Source organism: Amycolatopsis sp. lyj-84 (genome assembly GCF_046549075.1).
Classification (GTDB): domain Bacteria; phylum Actinomycetota; class Actinomycetes; order Mycobacteriales; family Pseudonocardiaceae; genus Amycolatopsis.
In genome coordinates this window covers 38,250-56,331 of sequence record NZ_JAJPWO010000007.1, presented here as the reverse complement: position 1 = coordinate 56,331, position 18,082 = coordinate 38,250, and the positions used below count along the sequence as shown (strand labels likewise).

Below are 18,082 nucleotides of genomic sequence, written 5' to 3'. Positions count from 1 at the left end.
ACTCCTGAGGGTCGATGCGTCTGCCGAGCCGGATTTCAGCCGAGGATGTTCAGCTGTGCCGACGCATCCGGGGCATCGACCGGATCGAGGTAAAAGCGGACAGCTGCGGCGCGGCCGTCCTCGACCCGGATGATGACGGTGCCGCGGATGGTCTCGACGACCCCGTCGGCCCGCGTGCCGATCATCTCCCACTCCGTCCACACCCGGTCACCGTCCACCACGGAGTCGATGACCCTGGCGTCCAGGCCCTTCGAATACCGGGCGAAAATCTTCGTGTAGTTCGCGCGAACCTGGTCGGCACCGCGGAAGGAGCGATCAGGGTGCACCGGCATCACGCAGTCGAAGTCGTCGGCGTAGTTGGCCACCAGCTTTTCGACGTCACGATCGGACATCGCCGCGGCCATGCGAAACGGAACGGCGCGCACGTCGTCGGTCGACGCGCTCACTTCTCGCCCGCCTCGTCCGCGGGACCCCTTGGCGATCGCGTAAAGCTCGGGGTTGCCCGCGAAAGGGGCTTTCCGCACGACGCGGATGCGCCTCAGCCGCCATTCATTGCCGACCCGCTGCAGGTCGACGTGCCAGAAAGCACGCATGACGAGCCAGTCGACCTCGTCGGCGGGAACGTGGTGGTAGGCCACCACGAAACTCCGGTAGGTGGCATGGTCGCCCTCAACCTCGACGATGACGTTGGAGGTCGAATGGTGAGTACTCTGGAATCCTTCCAGCACCGCCCGGCTGGCGACCACGAAATCATCGGCACTCAATTCTTGCGACGGCCCGCCCAAGTGCTCGGAGACGTCCATCGTGACGGTGTCGGCGAGGATCGCACGCAGACCGGCCCAGTCCTTGAGATCCTGTGACCAAGCGAAACGGGCCACGGTCTCGGCGACAGCGACCCGGTCAGCGAGGTGGTTGACATCAGTCATGAGTATTCCTTCATCGAGAACACGATCGGTAAAACATCGAGAGGGGAGCGCGTGTCAACACGGATTCGCGTGCGCTGTCTCCGCCTTTCTGGTGGTCATTCTTCCGGGTTCCGGCCGCCGTAGCAGGGGCCAGAATGTCCCCTCCTGGCGGATGCCGCTGATATTCTTCGGTCATGTCCGACGCGAGCACTTTGGGAATGGCGTTGCGGGAGCACCGTGAACGCACCCGGCCCGAACAGGTGGGTGTCGTCGGTCACGGCCGCAGGCGCACGGGCGGCCTGCGACGCGAAGAGCTCGCCGAATTGGCAGGCGTGTCGACGGATCACCTGAAACGCATGGAGCAGGGTCGTCGGCACCCCTCGCCCGGCGTGTTGAACGCCTTGGCCCGAGCGCTCCGGGTGAGCAGGACGGAGTACGAGCACCTGTGCACGCTGGCCGGTTACGCGCCGGTGGAAGGGCGGGTGCCACGGCGGCTCAGTGATGGCGCCCGCCGGCTCGTGGACCGGATAGAGAGCACGCCGGTGTGCGTGCTCGACGCCACGTGGACGGTCGTCGGCTGGAACCGGGCTTGGGAAGCGCTGGCCTGCGGGGTGCCCTCGCTCCACCCGCGCGAGGGCAACATCCCCTGGCGGGTGTTCGTCGGCCAGGCCGGCCGGGTGATGCGGTTGCCAGGTGACGAGGCGCGCTTTCGGCGCCTGCTGGTGGCCGAACTGCGTGCGGCCTCGACCCGCTACCCCGAGGACGAAGACCTGGCGTCTTTGACCGCCGACCTCCAGCGCGCCAGCGCCGTGTTCGCCGAGCTCTGGGCGAGCACACCCACCACCGGGCAGCACGACGGCCGGATGCGGCTGCAGCATGAGGATCTGGGGCAGATCGCACTGGACTGCGACACCGTCCACATTCCCGACGGCGACCTGAGGGCGGTGATGTTCACGGCGGACCCGGGCTCGGCCGACGCCACTTCACTGACCGAATTTCTGCTGGACGCCCGCAGCGCGCACCCCGGCCGGCAGTGATCGGCGACCGTGCACTCGACCACCCGGTTCGACAGTCCGGTTCTCACCGCAGCGGCCGGAAGAAGTCGGTGAGGTCGTGAGCGAGCAGCTCGGGTTGTTCGTGTGCGGGGAAGTGACCGCCGCGCGGCATCTCCGTGTACCTCGTGATGTTGTAGGTGCGCTCGGCCCAGCTGCGCGGCGGCCGGGTGAGGTCGGCCGGGAACAGCGCCAGGGCGGTGGGGACCTCGATCCGCTCGACTCTGCGCGTCATGTTCTCGCCGTACTCGTAGTACGGCCGGAACGAGGTCGAGATGGTGTTGGTGAACCAGTAGAGCGACGCCTGTGTCAGCAGGAAGTCGTCGCTGAACCGCGAGGACAGATCACCTTCGCAGTCGCTCCACGCGCGGTACTTCTCAATCATCCATGCGAGCAGCCCGGCCGGTGAGTCAGCCAGCCCGTAGCTCAAGGTGACGGGCCGGGTGCTCTGCTGGTGCTGGTACGCGCCTTCCTTCGCCGACCAGGTCGTCACCGAGTCGAGGTAGGCGCGCTCCTGCGCGGTGATGCTCTCGTCGTCGTAGTCGACCGGACTGGCGACGGCCGCCAAGTGGATTCCCACCAGAGCGTCGGGATGGGCTTCGGCCAGCCGGGAGGTGATGCCCGCACCCAGGTCTGTGCCGTGTGCCCCGTACCGGGCAAGACCCAGTTCCTCGTGCATGAGCAAGTGCCACAGTTCGTGGGTCTGCAAGGGATCCGTGAGCGAGGGCCGTTGCGGGGAGAAGGCGAATCCCGGCAGCGACGGGACGATGACGGTGAACGAGTCCGCCGCGCTGCCCCCGTGCTTGGACGGGGTGGCCAGTCGCCGGGCGAGGCCGGTCAACTCCAGGAACGAGCTGGGCCACCCGTTGGTCAGCACGATCGGCAGGGCCTCCGGATCCTCCCCGTCGAAACGCAGGTAGTGCACCGGTGTCCCGGCGATGTCCGCGACGTGGTGGGGCAGCACGTTGATGGCGGCTTCGTGAGCACGCCAGTCATAGCCGGCCGCCCAGTAGGCGACCAGTCGCCGCAACTCACCGGGATCGGTTCCCGCCGACCAGCCGGTCACCGGCCACGGAGCCGGCCATCGCGTGGCGGCCAGCCGAGCTCGCAGCTCACCGAGTTCGGCATCGGTGACCTCGAGTACGGGCCTATCGGGCACCATGGTTTTCTCCTTGCACTCGACGTCGCGAGTTTACGTTGGGGAGACCGGCGTCAGGTGTCCGTGCCGACGCGTTCGAAGGCCAGTGTGGGCAGGTCGACCGCGTGCGCGCCGCCGTCTGCGACCAGTACCGCGCCGGTGATGTACGACGATTCCGGCGAGCCGAGGAACCGAACGATGGAGGCGATCTCGTCCGGTTCGGCCGGGCGTCGGAGCGGGACCTCGGCGGTCGCCCGACGGTAGCCCTCGTCCCGCCCTCCGGCGAACCCTGCCGATTCGGCGAACCGTTCCATTGCGCCGTCGGCCATCGGGGTGCGGACCCAACCGGGGCAAACCGCGTTCGCGCGGACACCGCGGGGCCCGTAGTCCCGGGCGATCGACCGGGTGAGGCCGATCAGCGCGTGTTTCGCGACGGTGTACCCCGCGACGTCGGGACCCGCGAACAGACCGGCCAACGAGGACACGATCACCACCTGTCCCCCGGCTTCCACCAGCGTGGGTAGCGCGGCCCGGCAGAACACGAACGCGCTCGAGAGGTTCGAGCGCAACGCCAACTCCCACTCTTCGTCGTCGGTGTCGGTCACCGACGACAGCCCGTGCCCGCCGGCGTTCGCGACCACGACGTCCAGCCGCCCGAACCGGCCGACGATCTCCGCGACCGCGTTCTCCGCGTCCGAGGTCACGCTGGCATCACACGCGATGACGTGCGCGCCGGTTTCCTCCGCCACCTTCTCCAGCGGTTCGCGCCGCCGTCCGAGGACCACCACGTTCGCGCCCTCGGCCGTGTAGCGGCGGGCCACCGCCGCGCCGATGCCCGTACCGCCGCCGGTGACCGCGACGACCCTGTTCTCTGTACTCACCCGGAGTCCTTTCCCTTGCCCCGAACCGACTGCGTCCATGCCGGGGCCTCGTCGCGGAGTCGCGGTCATGCGGACAGGTCCAGCCACTCCCCGACGGCCAGCACGTGCGCGCGCTGGCCGGCGTGCGCGCGGAACTCCTTCTCCGGGTCGGCGACCTCGACGTAGCCCGCGATCTTGTCCGGCTGTTCCGCCTCGTAGTGCATCGGAACCGCGTACCGGGCATCGAGGATTTCCGCGGCGGCGGCGGACTGCCTCGGGTCCATCGCGGCGGGCAGCGGACTCGGCGGCTGGAGATGCGGCGCGTCGACCACCGCGCCGTTGGCAGGCAGGAACACCGCGTCGAACGGGCTGAACCGGCGCGCGATGAGCCACCAGTAGCCGTGGAACATCGTGTCGCCGCCGTGAAAGATCCGGTGCCCGTCTGCCTGGACCACCCAGTTCAGCTGCGGGTCGCCCAGTCCGTCGACGGCGGGGATCGCGGTGACGAGGAACGGCCCGATTTCGCGAGTGGACCAGGGATCCACGACTTCGGCGGCCAGTCGGTGCAAGGCCAGCTCGCGCTCGGCCTGCAGGGTCGTCACGTTGTCCACGTCGTCGCCGTGGCCCGGCGCCGGTCGGAGCACCGGCGCTCCCGGCGCCAGCACGCCCGCGAGTGCGGCCGCGTCGGTGTGGTCCCGGTGCAGGTGGGTGACCAGCGCGGCGCCGGCCGTCCCGCTCGGTGCCGTCAGCCTGTCGCCGGACCGCCATCCGGTGAACAGTGGCGAGAGGTCCCGTACGTAGTCGATCACCAGCCGCTCACCGTCCGCCTCGATCTCCAGTCCGGCCCAGCCCAGTCGTCGTGTTCGCATCCCGTACTCCTTCTCGGCGGTGGTCGCCGAAAGTTAGCGTACGGGCGTTCGCTAAATCAATAGCGAACGCCCGTACGCTAACTTCGTCACATGTAGCCGGAAGCAGGCCGAGCAGGAACGACGCGAAGCTCAGGTCACTCAAGCAGCCATGATCGCGGTGACCTGACGCGCGCCGCGAGGTTCCGCGTCGCGAGGCCGAGCCTGGTTTTCGGCACGAGCAGCGCCGCGGCCAGCTTGACGGTGCGCCGCTTCGGCATCACCCTGGCGCGGTGCTCGGCCTCGTACCGGGCAAGGCCTCCATCCGCAGCGAGCGCGGTGGCCAGGGTGTGTGCGCCGGCGATGGCGAGGCTGGAACCGTCACCGAGCAGGGACACGCACGACGCGGCGTCGCCGACCAGCGCGACGCGGCCCTTCGACCACGACGGAAGGTCGACCAGGCTGACCGCGTCGAAGAAGACGTCTTCCGAGTGCCGCAACCGGTCGAGCAGCTCCGGCACCCGCCACCCGACGCCCGCGTACGCCGACGTGACGATCCGCTTGTGCTGCGCCATGTCGCGGTAGTCGAAGTGGTCGACCTCGGCGCGGAAGATGAACGCGACGCCGCCCTTGCCGCGTGACGGGTGGAGGGCGACCAGCCGGCCCGGCGTGTTGTGGATGAGCACGTCCTCGGGGTGGTCGACCGGCTCGTTGAACGGTGTCGTGGCGACGTAGATGCCCGTGAGCCGCACGAAATCACGCTCGGGGCCGAAGGCGAGGCGGCGCACGGTGGAGTGCAGCCCGTCCGCGCCGATCACGAGGTCGAACCGGCGGGGCGGGGCACGGTCGAACGTGACATCCACACCGTGCTCGTCCTGGCGCAGCGCGGTGATCGTGTCGTCGAAGAGGAACTCGGCGTCGTCCCGGGCCGCCTCGTACAGGATGGTGGCGAGGTCGTTCCGGGGGATCTCGACCTCGTTGCCCTTGGCGGGCATGGCCACCGTGGCGACCAGGCGACCGTCGACACCCAGTAACCGGATCCGGTTCGACGTCGTGGCGGCGTCCCGCAGCCGGGGCACGACGCCCATGGCCCCGACGACCGGCAGGGCGGGCCCGCGGATGTCGACGGGGTTGCCGCTGGAGCGCAGGCCCTGCGACCGCTCCACGACCGTGGGCTTGAAACCGTTGCGGGCCAGCCAGTAGGCGAGGGTCGAGCCTGCCACGCCTGCCCCGGAGATCAGCACGTTCTTCGTCATGCCCACGACGTTAGCCGCAGTGAGTGCAAGTTTGCAACGAGTGCGGATTTGCACTGACTGCCGACCTGCGTATGCTGCCGTCCATGTCCCTTCGCGACCGCAAGCGAGCCCGCACGCGCCAGGCCCTGATCGACGCGGCGACGGAGTTGTTCGAGCGCCAGGGCTACGACGAGACGACGATCGCCGACATCGCGGCGGCGGCGGAGATCGGCGCGCGGACGTTCTTCAGCTACTTCGCCAGCAAGGAGGAACTGCTGTTCCCCGACGCCGACGAGCGCGTGCGGGCGGCCATCGACGCCATCGCGACGCGCGACCCGGACGAGGGACCGGCGGACGTGCTGCTGCGTACCCTCGGTGAGATCAACGACACCAGCGAGGAGATGGTCAGCCCGCTGGCAGCGCTCCGGCTACGACTGATCCAGACCGTGCCCGCCGTGCGCGGCCGCGCGTTGCAGCTGCAGCTCGACGCCCAACGCGAGATCGCGAAGCACCTGGCCGAGGCCTTCCCGGACCAGCTGGACCTGGTACGCGCGGCGGCACTGACGGGCGCGTTCGTCGGCGCCGTCAGCGGCGCGCTCCAAGCCCTCCTCGACAGTGCCGACAAGGCCGACCCTGCCACGCTGCAAGCCGCCATGCGGACCGCCACCGAGGTGGCACTCACCCCGTGGCGGCGATCAACCTGACCCGTTCAGTGTCACCTTCATCCCGAATATCGCCATTATTCTGCTTACGTCACAACGGTTTCTGACACCGAGGGCGATCGGCCCACTACTTGTGCTGCCCCCGGAAGAACAACCGCGGCGGCACCGATCCACACGCCGACCTGGCCACTGTGGACGACAGCGCCTCCAACGCCCAAGACCGTGCCCCGACGACCCGTTCGCGAAAGCCCTGAGAACACTGTTCAAGCCGAAGTGGCTCAGCTCGAAGAGTGTCTGAAGCAGAGCCTCGGCGACGTCGTGACGATCGGGGTTGAACCGCCATCAGAAGCGGGAAAGGTCACCGACGCTATGCTGATTCCCGGAATAGCAAAAAGCGCCGATCATTTCGATCGACGCTCTTGGGTGAAACTTTTGTACCCCCGATGGGATTCGAACCCACGCTACCGGCGTGAGAGGCCGGCGTCCTAGGCCGCTAGACGACGGGGGCTAGGATCTTTCCTCCTTCAGAAGGAGGTTTTCAGTTGTTCACCTGCTGTGTTGCTGTGGAGAAACTTACCAGACCGGGTTTCCCGCCTTCGCAGGGGGGTCACTCTGTGTTTCACTCCGGAGAGTTCTCCAGCTGGGGTACCAGGACTCGAACCTAGACTAACTGGACCAGAACCAGTCGTGCTGCCAATTACACCATACCCCAGTGAGGTACCGTTCCGATCTTGACCGGCTCGGTGCCGCACGAGAAGAAATACTAGAGCACGCTGTTCCGCACCGTGAAAGCGGGGGTCTCCGTAGCGCGCTGAGCCGGGACGCCGAGCTTCGCGAACTCGGAAACGAGCAGCTCAGGGAGCTCGTCGAGGCCGGTGATGGTGTGCACGCCCGCCGGGGCGCGCTCGGCGATGCCGTCCCGGTCGAGCCAGACGGCGCCCAGGCCGGCGTCGCGTGCGCCGATGGCGTCGGTGTCGAGTTTGTCGCCGACGTGGACGGCCTGCGCCGGGTCGCAGCCGAGACCGAGGCAGACCGAGTGGAACATCGCCGGGTCCGGTTTGGCTACTCCGAGTTCACCGGCGATGGCCACGTGGTCGAAGAACCGGGCGAGTCCGAGATCGGCGATCTTCTTGCGCTGATGCGCACCGGAGGCGTTCGTGACCGCCGCGATGAGCACGCCGGCGGCACGCAGCCATTCCAGGCACGGAAGGACATCTTCAAACAATTGCCACGAACGGGTGAGGATTTCACGACGGCGCTTTTCGAAGCCGATGACCTGGTCTTCGTCGGCCAGAATGCCGATCTCCGCGAGGAAGCATTCAGTACGCTTGTGATGCATCGTCTCGTAATCGATTTCACCCGCCACCACCAGCGCGACGTGCTCCTCGGTGATGAGATCCCACAGCGGCCAAAGGTCGTTCTGGCCGGTGAGCGCGCGCAGGCCGAGCCGGATCGCCGCCGTGCAGTCGATCAACGTGTCGTCGATGTCGAGGCACACCAACCGCAACTCCGGAGGCTCCCAAGGGGCTCCGTCCGGAACGGCCGGAGTGGTTCGTGACGGGGTCCGGGGCACGAGAGCGAAATCCACCAAGTGAGGCTAGGGCACCCAGGGCGATCGCGACTCTGCCGATGAGGTGATTAAGGCTGCTCTGTTCCGGCGCGTGCGCTCTACTCCCAGTTGGTGAGATGTCGTGTTTTAGTTACCCGACAACGGCTAACGCGGGCGGGCGAGTGAAATGTCGATACCCGGCGCCACGTCCGATTCGACGCACGCACTCCCTGTGATGACAATGAAATCCTTACGCGGTCCGAATCGCGGACAGTCCACAAGGGCGCGTCCGCGACCGCTGTCCTTCCAGGACGGTCCGAGCACACTAAGTCCTATGTAGGCAGATGGCCGAGGACCGGTGAGATCCGCGCCATAGCCCGAACGGCGCATCCGCCCGGATGGCGCTTGACGCACCGGCCGGGCAGGTGCATGCTGAGTTTATTCAACAGGTGATGAATAAGAGTTTCGAAGGGGTGGGACGGATGAACGAACGCACGAACTGCGTGATCGTCGGCGGTGGCCCCGCGGGCATGGTCGCCGGATTGCTGCTGGCCAGGGCCGGGGTCGAGGTCACGGTGCTGGAGAAGCACAAGGACTTCCTGCGGGACTTCCGCGGCGACACGGTGCACCCGTCGACTTTGACCCTGCTCGACGAACTGGGTCTCAGCGAGAAGTTCCTCAGCCTGCCGCACAGCGAGATCGCCTACGCCGGATTCCCCGCCGAGGACGGCACGATGATGCGGCTGGCCGACCTGAGCAGGCTGAAGGTGGCGCACCCCTTCATCGCGATGGTCCCGCAGTGGGACTTCCTGGACCTGCTCGCCGACGCAGGCGCGAAGGAACCCACGTTCACGCTGCGGCAGAGCACCGAGATGACCGGCCTGATCCTGGAGCAGGACCGCGTGAGCGGGGTTCGCTACCGCGACGCCGAGGGGCGGACCGGCGAACTGCGCGCAGACCTGGTGATCGCCGCCGACGGCCGCTGGTCGCTGGCCCGGCGGGAGGCCGGGCTGATCCCGAAGGAGTACGACACCCCGTTCGACGCGTGGTGGTTCCGGATTTCGCGGCGGGACGGCGAACTCGAGGGCAGGCTGACCCCGAAGATGCGGAATCGCCGGTTTGCCGTGCCGCTGCCGAGGAAGGGCTACTTCCAGGTCGCCTACCTCGGCCCGAAGGGCGAGGACCTGCGGACCAAGGGCATCGAATGGTTCCGGGAGAACGTGGCCGAGGTCTGCCCCGAATTCGCCGACCGCGTCGGCGAGCTGAAGACGACCGACGACGTCAAGTTCCTCGACGTCAAGCTCAACCTGCTGCGGAAATGGCATCTCGACGGGCTGCTGTGCATCGGTGACGCGGCACACGCGATGTCACCGGTCGGCGGGGTCGGCGTCAACCTCGCCGTGCAGGACGCGGTCGCGGCCGCCACCCTGCTCGCCGAGCCGCTGCGCCGCGGCAGGCCGACGGAAGCGGACCTGGCGAAGGTCCGCAAGCGCCGTCTCGCGCCGACGATGCTGGTGCAAGGGCTGCAACGGCTGTTGCACAAGAACATCATGCGGCCGGTGATGGAGGGCAAGCGCAACGGCCCGCCGGCGGTGATGGTGAAGCTGTTCAGCCGCTTCCCGGTGCTTTCCTACTTCCCCGCACGGCTGCTGGGCCTCGGCCTCCGGCCGGAGCACGCCCCGGCCTTCGCGCGGCGGGCGATGGAGCCTGCGGAGAGCTAGCCTCCGGATGCTATGAAAGTCCCCTTCATTGCAAATTTTGCAATGAAGGGGACTTTCATAGCGCGCTTCAGACGTCCTGCACCGGGTTCGTCAGGGTGCCGATGCCTTCGATGGTGATCGAAACGGACTGGCCGTCCTCGATCGGGCCGACGCCCTCGGGCGTGCCGGTCAGGATGACGTCGCCGGGCAGCAGGGTCATCACGCCGGACACGAACTCGATCAGGTCGGGGATCTTGTGCACCAGGTCCGACGTCCGGCCGTCCTGCTTGAGCTCACCGTCCACCTCGGACCTGAGCGCGAGGTCGGCCGCGTCGAGCGAGGTCTCGATCCAGGGACCCAGCGGGCAGAAGGTGTCGAAACCCTTCGCCCGGCCCCACTGGCCGTCGGACTTCTGCAGGTCTCGGGCGCTGACGTCGTTCGCCACGGTGTAGCCGAGGATCGCGCTCGCCGCACGGGCGGCGGGCACGTTCTTGACCGGCTGGCCGATGACGATCGCCAGCTCACCCTCGAAATCCACCCGGCCGACGCCGCGCGGACGGCGGATGGGCGCGTGGGGGCCGATCACCGAGGTCGACGGCTTGATGAACAGCATCGGGTCCGCCGGGATCTCGTTGCCGAACTCGGCCGCGTGCTTGGCGTAGTTCCGGCCGACCGCGATCACCTTCGACGGCAGGATCGGCGCGAGCAGCCGGACGTCGGCGAGCGGCCAGCGCTTGCCGGTGAAGTTGGGGTTGTTGCCGAAGGGGTGCTCGGCGATTTCCAGTACCTGGGCGTCGTCGCCGTCCCCTTCGATCGAAGCGAACGCGACACCACCGGGATGAGCAATTCGGGCTAGACGCACGCCATCCACCTTACGTGTGCCGATCATCGACGGCTTCGAGTGGCTGCACCGAAAGCCACCGAAGTGCACCCGTCCAGGCGCTGTGTGCCCGCGGGGCAAGCGCGACCATCGGAAGTCAGGCCGACGCAACGCCGGGCGAAGGGAAGGCCGCGAGATGAACGACGACGCGTATCCGCCGAACCCGATGACCGTCCCGCGTCAGCTTCCTCTCCCGCCGCCCTGGCTGGTCGGCCGCGAAACCGAGGCCGCCGTCCTGACCAGGACGCTGAGTCCCCGCGCCGCCCCGGCGTCCGTCGTGGTCGTCGAAGGGCCTGGAGGCGTGGGGAAATCGACTCTCGCTCTGCACTGGGCGCACGAGCACCTCGACCGGTTCCCGGACGGCCAGCTCTACACGGACCTGGGCGGCTTCGACCGGACGGGCGAACCGGTGTCCGCGTTGTCGGTGCTCCATTCCTTCCTCGGCGCCTTCGGAGTGGCGCCGGCCGCGTTTCCCTCGGACGAACGATCGGCCGCCGCGCTCTATCGCAGCGTGCTGGCCGGAAAACGGACGCTCGTCGTACTCGACAACGCCGCGGATCTCGGCCAGGTGGCACCGCTGCTGCCCGGCACCCGCTCCTGCGCGGTCCTGGTGACGAGCAGGACGAATCTGGCAGGCCTCCGGCTCCGCGGTGCCAGTTCGCTCAGGCTCGACGCGCTTTCCTCATCGGAAGCCCGCGACCTGCTGGCGCACCAGGTCGGCGAGGACCGGGTCCTGGCCGAGCCGGAAGCGGCGGATCTCCTGCTCTCCTACGCGGCGGGTCTGCCACTGGCCGTGTCGTTGCTGGCCGCGCGCTCGGCGAGCAGACCCGACCTGCCCTTGTCCGTGACCGCCGACGAACTGAGCGGCGCCGACAACCGTCTGGACGCCTTCGACACCGGCGACGGATCGGCCGATCTCAGGTCCGTGTTCTCCTGGTCGTACCGGGGATTGGGGCTGGACGAAGCCGGTGGGTTCCGGCTGCTGGGAGTGCTTCCGTTGCCGGAATTCGACGAAGCGGCCATCGCCAGCCTGCTGGCGTTGAGTACCGCGAGGACAACGGCCCTGATGCGTTCCCTCGACCTCAAAGGCCTTGTGCGCCAACACCGTCCCAAGTCGTATCGGATGCACGACCTCGTGCACCGGTACGCGGGCGAGCTCGCGGAGGAACTGGACCCGATGACCGAACTCGTCTCGGCGAAGCGACGCATGGCGGACTTCTACCTGCACACCGCGTTGCACGCCGATCGCCTGCTCTACCCACATCGCGCCAGACTCGAACCCCCCGTCCCCGCGAACAGTGTCCGGCCACTCGAATTCACCGGTGAAGCGGCGGCGCTGGAGTGGTTCGCCGCCGAACATCGCACCCTGGTCGCCGTCCAACGGCTCGTCGACGGCGAAGACCTGCCCGTGCAGGTGTGGTGGTTCGCCCGTGCGCTCGACACCTATCAGCATCGGCAGGGCTTGATCCACGACAACATCGAGACCTCGCGGCTCGGGGTGGCCGCCGCGGAAGGCCTGGGCTCTCCTGTGATGCTTGTGCTCGCACAACGGCAACTGGGCCGCGCGTACACCCGGGCCGGCCGTCTCGACGAGGCGCTCACCTGGCTCTCCCGTGCCCTCGCTTCGGCGACCGGGCCCGAGGAACAAGCGCATACGCACCATGATCTCGCCCGTGCCCATGCACGTCTCGGGAATCGCGGAAACACGCTGTGGCACGGCGAACAGGCGCTCGAACTGTATCGCCGGGCGGGAAACCAGGTGGGCGAGGCGCACGCGTTGAACGCAGTCGCGCGGCAGTACGCGGAACTGGGCGACCACGAACGGGCCCGCGAGTACGCGACCATCGCGCTTTCCCTGCACGAAAGGCAGGACAACGGCAGCGGAGTGGCGGTCACCCTGGACAACCTCGGTTCCATCGCCAGCGGGGCCGGACTGCCCCACGAGGCGGAGCGTTCCTACCTGCGCGCGCTGGAACTCAGTTCGGGGCAGGACAACAGGTTCTTCGCCGCGGAGGTGACCGAACACCTCGCGGAAACACAATTCTCCAGCGGACGGCTCACCGAAGCGGCGGAGCATTTCAAGCGGACCTACGAGCTCTACGTTGCCCAGCACCGCCTCCCCGACGCCGAACGGGTCCGGGGACGGTTGGCCGCCTTTCGTCACTGACCAGAACGATCAGACCTGACTGCGCAGCTTGCGCGCGATCTCCCTCCATTCGGCACGCCGGGTCCAGCGACCACCGACGCATTCCCCGATCCGTCGGCTCCGCTCCTCCAGCCCGCGCAGACGGATCCGGGGATCGGTGAACAGACGTTCGCAGATCCGGACGTCGCCGCGCTCGACCCCGGCCGTCTCCGGCACGAGTTTGGCCAGCAACCACCGGCAGGTCGCCGAGGCGTAGGGCAGCGAGATCTCGTCGAAGAACTTCAACGCCAGGCTGATGTCCCTCGCCGCGTTCGCCGGGGCGTCACGCCCGCTTTCCTTCAACCTCAGTTCGGCCCTGGCCAGATGCGCGGAGCCGAGGAGTTCGGTGTAGGAGGCACCGTCGTCGGCATGCGTCGCCAGCGACGCGAGCGCCTTGTCCACCAATTCCCTCGCCCTGGGGAGTTCGCCGCGGGCGATGGAGATCCGTACCCGGAGGATCAGCAGTTCGTGGTACTCCCGGGTCCGGTCCTTCGGCAGGTAGCCGACCGCCTGGCCCGCGAGCTTGTTCGCCCGCTTCAACGCCGAACGTCGCCGGTCCAATCGGTACTGGGTGAACCAGATACCGGCGAGGACATTGCGGCAGGCGCCGTACTCGTCGCCCGCCGGGTCGAGCGCATGGAACATCGCGCTCGCGGCCTTGGCGCATTCCACCGCCTGGGCGAGGTGATGTTTGCGGGTGTCCGGCCGCGAGACCTCGGCGAGCTCGCAGTGCAGGACCGCGAGCAGCCGTTTGCCGAAGGCGACCATCCAACCGTCCCCGCACTCCTTGGCCAGCCGGATCCCTTCGTCCACAGTGGACACAGCGGCGGACAGCTCGTGCATCCGGTGCAGGTGCCATGCCTGGCAGCGGAGCAGCAGCCACGCCCGGGTTCTCCGGTCGTCCGCCGCCAAGGCTCCGTCCGGCAGGGAGCGGAGACAGCAATCGGTCACCCGCCGCATGGCCTCGGCGTCCCCGGCGGCCTTGAGGATCCGCTCCACCGCCGGCAACGCCCGGACGAGGTCGGCCCGGCTCAAGCCGGGTACGACGGTGAGCCAGTCGTGCACCAGGGCAGGCCCCGCGGCCGAGGAGGGCGAAGCCGCCTCCAGGTCATGGACGAGCGCCAGCTCCTCGGCGACCTCCGGCGGCACGGCCACGGTCCGGGCGGGAGACGTCACCGGGCTCAAGGCGAGCAACCGGCGGACGATCTGTTCGAGGCCGTCCTCGGTCTCGACGTCGAACCTCGAGATCACCAGGTTCTTCAGCACGACCGGGGCGAGGTCGGCGGAGAACCCCAGATCGGCGACCGGTATGACCGGACAGCCACCCGAAGAGGTGTGGTCGTAGATCCGGCGCTGAAGGACACGGCTTTCGAACAGGACGCCCTTGCGTGCGGCCGTGCCGTCACCGGCGCCGAACCGCAACACGTAGTCGGGAGACAGGACGCAGAGCACCGGGTGCTTCGTCACCGAAGTGACGATCCATTCCGGCAGGGACACCGGATTCCCCTCGGGGAGATCGCGGTCCCAGAGAACGTCGACCCCACGCTTCCGCAGGGCTTCGGCCAGCGCTTGAGCGACCTTCCTGCCCTCGGTGTCGTGGGCATAGCTGATAAAGACCCTCATGTGGATCCTCCAGGCACGAGGCGGCCTCCTGCCGCTTCGTCGGACAAGGCCATTCGGCGGCCCCGCGGTCCCTGGTGGCCGAGATGTTCCCGGTCCGCTCGGACAGGTGAACACCAACGGCCACCGGGACGGGGGCAGCCTCCGGAGGCGATGAGGTCGTATGCTGGCGATCCGGCAGTACGTCCACGCCTCGCGACGCAGTGAGTCCTGTGGTGGGTATTGCCACTCGGGCGGCTTCTGTGCCAGCAGAAGTCGCCCTTTTACGTCGGGCTATCTCATTCTTCCTCCAGCCTTGCCAGCGCCTTGTCGATCATCCGAGGGGTCTCCTCGGGCGGCAACGCGGCCTCTTCGAGCTGGTAGAAGATCTTCAAGTGTTCGGCGCCCTTGTCCGCACCGGCGGCCTCGTCGAAGTAGACGTCACCCGCGGGCTGCTCGACGACGAGGAAGTAGTCGTTCACCTGGTCGGACAGCTCCATGAGCTGGAACGAACTCCGCATGCCTCGAAGGAAGCCCGCCGTGAACGGGAACACCTGCAGAGTGACATTGGGCTGCTCGGCCACCTTCCGCAGGTGGGCGAGCTGTTTCCGCCAGCCGTCCTCGTCGGTGACCCGCCGGTACAGCACCGACTCGTCGATGATGAAGTGGTGCTGGAACTCCAGGTCCTTCAGCCGCCCCTGCCGGGTTAGACGCACCTCGATGGCGCGCTCGATCGTATCCGGCGCGTTCGGCCCCTTCGCCATCAAAGACCGGACGTACTCGGGTGCCTGAAGCAACCCCGGCACCAAGAGGAGCTGGAACTGCCGGATGGCGAAGGCCGACGCCTCGAGACCCAGGAACCGGACGAACTCCGGTTTGAACGCCCTGCGGTACTCGTCCCACCAGCCGGGTTGCTTACTCTCCTTCGCCAACCGGACGTAGGTCTCCACCCGATCCCGGTCGGTGATGCCGTAGTGCAGGAGCAGGGCCTTCAAGTCGGTGGTGGACAGGCCCACCGAACCGTTCTCGATCCGGATGACCTTCGAAACCGACCAGTCGAGTGCCTCCGCGACCTCCTTCTGCGTGAGCCTCAGCGCGTCGCGGGCCTCCCGCACAGCCGCCAGCAGGCGCCTCTGGCTGTTCACCGGAGTTTGGGCCCTCGTCATGATCTGCGATCCTCCTGAGTCCTGGCTGTCTGCTATCTGGCAGAACGGTACCATTCTCTATGACGAGAGTCACATTGCCCCTGGCGGACGGGAACATGTCGTTAGGCAAGGCTTCACTGTGCCTCATGGCATGCGGCTATCTGCATGAATGCCCATACGTCGCCCGGACGCGACGAAGCGACTCCGCCGCTCGCGGCGAAGCCGTCAGGAAGGTGAATCCGATTCAGTCGCCGAGAGGTCCTTCGATGAACGCCTTCCACGCGGCGGGCGTGAAACCGAGAATCGGACCGGGGGCTTTCGAATCACGGACGAAGACCAGATCGCGCCCCGCGGATACCTCGACACAGGCATCGTCAGCGTCGGCGTCGCCCGTACTGGCCGAGCTCTTGACCCACTTCAGCCGCGCGAAATCGGTTTCCTCCGAAAGCCTGTCGTCCCGCAACGCCACATGTGCCCCCGATCCTCGGCAGGCACGCTCGACCGGTCGCAGGCGAGACGGTACCTGTCCCCTTGCAGGCCACCGTTCAGGTTAGCGGCGGAGCGTGATCGCCAAACACCGCCGACAGGCGGATTTTCACCTACCATCACCGCCCGATCGCGCTGCGCCAACGATTCCCGCGCTGTCATGCCTCGGTCAGGGACTTGTGCACGAGCGCGTCGCACAACGCGAGCCAGCTCGCTTCGACGATGTTGCCGTGCACGCCGACGGTCGTCCATTCCCGCTCGCCGTCGCTGGTCTCGACGAGCACGCGCGTGACGGCGTCGGTGCCCGGGTGGCCGGGCAGGATGCGCACCTTGTAGTCGGCCAGCTCCACACTGTCCAACCAGGACAGGTGCGGGCTGAGTGCCTCGCGCAGGGCGGCGTCGAGCGCGTGCACGGGGCCGTTGCCCTCGGCGGTGGCGATCACGCGCTGCCCGGCGACGTGCACCTTCACCGTCGCCTCGGAGACGACCTGGCCGTCGGAGCGGTGGTCCAGGACGACCCGGTACGACTCGAGTTCGAACGGCGGTTCGTCGAGGACGTCGCTTTGCGGGCCGTCGACCTCCCGCCGCAGCAGCAGTTCCAGTGAAGCGTCCGCGGCCTCGAAGGACCAGCCTTCGGATTCGAGTTGCTTCACCTTGCGTACGGCGCTCGTCAGCGCCTCGGGCTGGCCGGCAAGGTCGACCCCGAGCTCACGTCCCTTGAGCTCCAGGCTGGCCCTGCCGGCCATCTCGGTGACCAGTACCCGCATGTCATTGCCGACAGAAGCTGGATCGATGTGGTTGTACAGCAACGGATCCACCTTGATCGCGCTCGCGTGCAGTCCCGCCTTGTGAGCGAAAGCCGACGCCCCTACGTAAGCCTGGTGGGTGTAGGGGGCGAGGTTGGCGATTTCGGCAAGAGCATGGGAGACCCGGGTGAGCTCGGCGGCGCCTCCGGTCGGGAGCACCTCCATACCGAGCTTGGTCACCAGATTTCCCGTGACGGCGAACAGATCGGCGTTACCCGCCCGTTCGCCGTACCCATTGGCGGTGCACTGGACGTGCGTCACGCCGGCCTGCACGGCGGCGACGGAATTCGCCACCGCGCAGGAAGTGTCGTCCTGACAATGGATTCCGAGCCGGAATCCGGTCCTTTCCTTGACCTCGCGGACGGTTTCCGCGAGACCGAGTGGCAGCTGGCCGCCGTTGGTGTCGCACAGCACCGCGACGTCGGCGCCCGCGTTCACTCCCGCGTCGAGCACCTTCAGCGCGGTGTCCGGGGAGAACGCGTAGCCGTCGAAAAAGTGTTCCGCGTCAAGGAAGACGCGGCGTCCTTCGCCGACGAGGAAGGCGACGGAGTCCCGCACCATCGCGCAGGCCTCGCCGACGTCGACCCGCAGCGCGCGCTCGATGTGACGCAGGTCCGATTTGGCCACCAGCGTGATCACCGGCGCCTGTGAATCGAGCAGGGCCCGCACCTGCTTGTCCTGGTCCGCCTTGGTGCCCGCCTTCCGCGTCGCACCGAACGCGACGAGCGCGGCGTGCCGCAGTTTCAGTTCGCCGGAAGCGGCGCGGGCGAAGAATTCCGTGTCCTTGGGCAGCGCGCCCGGCCATCCGCCTTCGATGAAGCCGACCCCGAGATCGTCGAGCAGCCTCGCCACCGCCAGCTTGTCCGTGACGGAGTAGGAGATCCCCTCGCGCTGCGCGCCGTCGCGCAACGTCGTGTCGTAGAGGTGGAATGCGTCGCCGAGCGGTGTATCGGCGGGCTCCGTGCGGTTCACGGGAAACTCCTTGTGGCGGGAGGCAAAGCTGGTTCGGGCAACAAAAAAACCTCCCGCATGGGT

General features: G+C 67.6%; 15 protein-coding genes and 2 tRNA genes. 4 read left to right on the top strand and 13 right to left on the bottom strand.

What is annotated here, in order from left to right; all coding sequences use genetic code 11:
- Positions 1-35: 35 nt before the first annotated feature.
- Positions 36-926 carry a nuclear transport factor 2 family protein gene (locus ACLJRM_RS21815; RefSeq protein ID WP_410664130.1) on the bottom strand — a complete coding sequence of 297 codons (891 nt, stop codon included), beginning with the start codon at positions 924-926 and terminating at the stop codon, positions 36-38.
- 173 nt (positions 927-1,099) lie between these two features.
- Here ACLJRM_RS21815 and ACLJRM_RS21810 point away from each other — a divergent pair, with 173 nt between their 5' ends.
- On the top strand, positions 1,100-1,942 hold the full coding sequence (locus tag ACLJRM_RS21810) for a helix-turn-helix domain-containing protein (protein WP_410664129.1): 843 nt from the start codon (positions 1,100-1,102) through the stop codon (positions 1,940-1,942).
- 43 nt (positions 1,943-1,985) lie between these two features.
- Here ACLJRM_RS21810 and ACLJRM_RS21805 read toward each other — a convergent pair whose 3' ends face one another.
- The 4 genes from ACLJRM_RS21805 to ACLJRM_RS21790 form a co-directional block, all read right to left on the bottom strand.
- Entirely contained in the window at positions 1,986-3,119 is a 1,134-nt protein-coding gene (locus ACLJRM_RS21805; RefSeq protein WP_410664128.1) for an epoxide hydrolase family protein, read from the bottom strand.
- Between the two features lie 50 nt (positions 3,120-3,169).
- Complete coding sequence (locus ACLJRM_RS21800) at positions 3,170-4,015, bottom strand: SDR family NAD(P)-dependent oxidoreductase (RefSeq protein WP_410664127.1); 846 nt, start codon at positions 4,013-4,015, stop codon at positions 3,170-3,172.
- Between the two features lie 26 nt (positions 4,016-4,041).
- Positions 4,042-4,824, bottom strand: a complete 783-nt coding sequence (locus tag ACLJRM_RS21795; protein WP_410664126.1) for an MBL fold metallo-hydrolase — start codon at positions 4,822-4,824, stop codon at positions 4,042-4,044.
- 134 nt (positions 4,825-4,958) lie between these two features.
- On the bottom strand, positions 4,959-6,056 hold the full coding sequence (locus ACLJRM_RS21790; protein WP_410664125.1) for an FAD-dependent monooxygenase: 1,098 nt from the start codon (positions 6,054-6,056) through the stop codon (positions 4,959-4,961).
- An 83-nt stretch (positions 6,057-6,139) separates the two neighbouring features.
- Here ACLJRM_RS21790 and ACLJRM_RS21785 point away from each other — a divergent pair, with 83 nt between their 5' ends.
- Positions 6,140-6,739 (top strand): TetR/AcrR family transcriptional regulator, encoded by a 600-nt coding sequence (locus ACLJRM_RS21785; protein ID WP_410664124.1) that lies wholly within the window; start codon positions 6,140-6,142, stop codon positions 6,737-6,739.
- A gap of 393 nt (positions 6,740-7,132) precedes the next feature.
- On the opposite strand, the gene ACLJRM_RS21780 is transcribed toward ACLJRM_RS21785, so the two are convergent.
- The 3 genes from ACLJRM_RS21780 to ACLJRM_RS21770 form a co-directional block, all read right to left on the bottom strand.
- A tRNA-Glu gene (locus ACLJRM_RS21780) sits at positions 7,133-7,205 on the bottom strand.
- A gap of 132 nt (positions 7,206-7,337) precedes the next feature.
- Positions 7,338-7,409: transfer RNA gene (locus tag ACLJRM_RS21775), tRNA-Gln, on the bottom strand.
- 51 nt (positions 7,410-7,460) lie between these two features.
- Positions 7,461-8,195 (bottom strand): HAD family hydrolase, encoded by a 735-nt coding sequence (locus tag ACLJRM_RS21770; protein WP_410664325.1) that lies wholly within the window; start codon positions 8,193-8,195, stop codon positions 7,461-7,463.
- A gap of 533 nt (positions 8,196-8,728) precedes the next feature.
- On the opposite strand from ACLJRM_RS21770, the gene ACLJRM_RS21765 reads away from it, so the two are divergent.
- A complete protein-coding gene (locus ACLJRM_RS21765) occupies positions 8,729-9,967 on the top strand; it encodes an FAD-dependent oxidoreductase (protein ID WP_410664123.1) in 1,239 nt (412 codons plus the stop codon).
- A 67-nt stretch (positions 9,968-10,034) separates the two neighbouring features.
- Here ACLJRM_RS21765 and ACLJRM_RS21760 read toward each other — a convergent pair whose 3' ends face one another.
- Positions 10,035-10,808 carry a fumarylacetoacetate hydrolase family protein gene (locus tag ACLJRM_RS21760; protein WP_410664122.1) on the bottom strand — a complete coding sequence of 258 codons (774 nt, stop codon included), beginning with the start codon at positions 10,806-10,808 and terminating at the stop codon, positions 10,035-10,037.
- A gap of 154 nt (positions 10,809-10,962) precedes the next feature.
- On the opposite strand from ACLJRM_RS21760, the gene ACLJRM_RS21755 reads away from it, so the two are divergent.
- Positions 10,963-12,993: a tetratricopeptide repeat protein gene (locus ACLJRM_RS21755; RefSeq protein WP_410664121.1), complete on the top strand. Its 2,031-nt coding sequence runs from the start codon at positions 10,963-10,965 to the stop codon at positions 12,991-12,993.
- 9 nt (positions 12,994-13,002) lie between these two features.
- On the opposite strand, the gene ACLJRM_RS21750 is transcribed toward ACLJRM_RS21755, so the two are convergent.
- The 4 genes from ACLJRM_RS21750 to cimA all read right to left on the bottom strand — a co-directional run bounded on the left by ACLJRM_RS21750 (position 13,003) and on the right by cimA (position 18,019).
- Entirely contained in the window at positions 13,003-14,634 is a 1,632-nt protein-coding gene (locus tag ACLJRM_RS21750; protein ID WP_410664120.1) for a toll/interleukin-1 receptor domain-containing protein, read from the bottom strand.
- Between the two features lie 275 nt (positions 14,635-14,909).
- Positions 14,910-15,776: a helix-turn-helix domain-containing protein gene (locus ACLJRM_RS21745; protein ID WP_410664119.1), complete on the bottom strand. Its 867-nt coding sequence runs from the start codon at positions 15,774-15,776 to the stop codon at positions 14,910-14,912.
- A 223-nt stretch (positions 15,777-15,999) separates the two neighbouring features.
- Complete coding sequence (locus ACLJRM_RS21740) at positions 16,000-16,224, bottom strand: DUF397 domain-containing protein (RefSeq protein ID WP_410664118.1); 225 nt, start codon at positions 16,222-16,224, stop codon at positions 16,000-16,002.
- Between the two features lie 175 nt (positions 16,225-16,399).
- Positions 16,400-18,019, bottom strand: a complete 1,620-nt coding sequence (gene cimA, locus ACLJRM_RS21735) for a citramalate synthase (RefSeq protein ID WP_410664117.1) — start codon at positions 18,017-18,019, stop codon at positions 16,400-16,402.
- Between the last annotated feature and the right edge of the window lie 63 nt (positions 18,020-18,082).

What these genes read in the sequence shown, in the direction of transcription:
- ACLJRM_RS21785 (WP_410664124.1), top strand. Translation starts at nt 6,140, where the DNA reads ATGTCCCTTCGCGACCGCAAGCGAGCCCGCACGCGCCAGGCCCTGATC.
- ACLJRM_RS21750 (WP_410664120.1), bottom strand. Translation starts at nt 14,634, where the DNA reads ATGAGGGTCTTTATCAGCTATGCCCACGACACCGAGGGCAGGAAGGTC.
- ACLJRM_RS21790 (WP_410664125.1), bottom strand. Translation starts at nt 6,056, where the DNA reads ATGACGAAGAACGTGCTGATCTCCGGGGCAGGCGTGGCAGGCTCGACC.
- ACLJRM_RS21815 (WP_410664130.1), bottom strand. Translation starts at nt 926, where the DNA reads ATGACTGATGTCAACCACCTCGCTGACCGGGTCGCTGTCGCCGAGACC.
- ACLJRM_RS21805 (WP_410664128.1), bottom strand. Translation starts at nt 3,119, where the DNA reads ATGGTGCCCGATAGGCCCGTACTCGAGGTCACCGATGCCGAACTCGGT.
- ACLJRM_RS21800 (WP_410664127.1), bottom strand. Translation starts at nt 4,015, where the DNA reads ATGGACGCAGTCGGTTCGGGGCAAGGGAAAGGACTCCGGGTGAGTACA.
- ACLJRM_RS21810 (WP_410664129.1), top strand. Translation starts at nt 1,100, where the DNA reads ATGTCCGACGCGAGCACTTTGGGAATGGCGTTGCGGGAGCACCGTGAA.
- ACLJRM_RS21755 (WP_410664121.1), top strand. Translation starts at nt 10,963, where the DNA reads ATGAACGACGACGCGTATCCGCCGAACCCGATGACCGTCCCGCGTCAG.
- ACLJRM_RS21765 (WP_410664123.1), top strand. Translation starts at nt 8,729, where the DNA reads ATGAACGAACGCACGAACTGCGTGATCGTCGGCGGTGGCCCCGCGGGC.
- ACLJRM_RS21745 (WP_410664119.1), bottom strand. Translation starts at nt 15,776, where the DNA reads ATGACGAGGGCCCAAACTCCGGTGAACAGCCAGAGGCGCCTGCTGGCG.
- ACLJRM_RS21795 (WP_410664126.1), bottom strand. Translation starts at nt 4,824, where the DNA reads ATGCGAACACGACGACTGGGCTGGGCCGGACTGGAGATCGAGGCGGAC.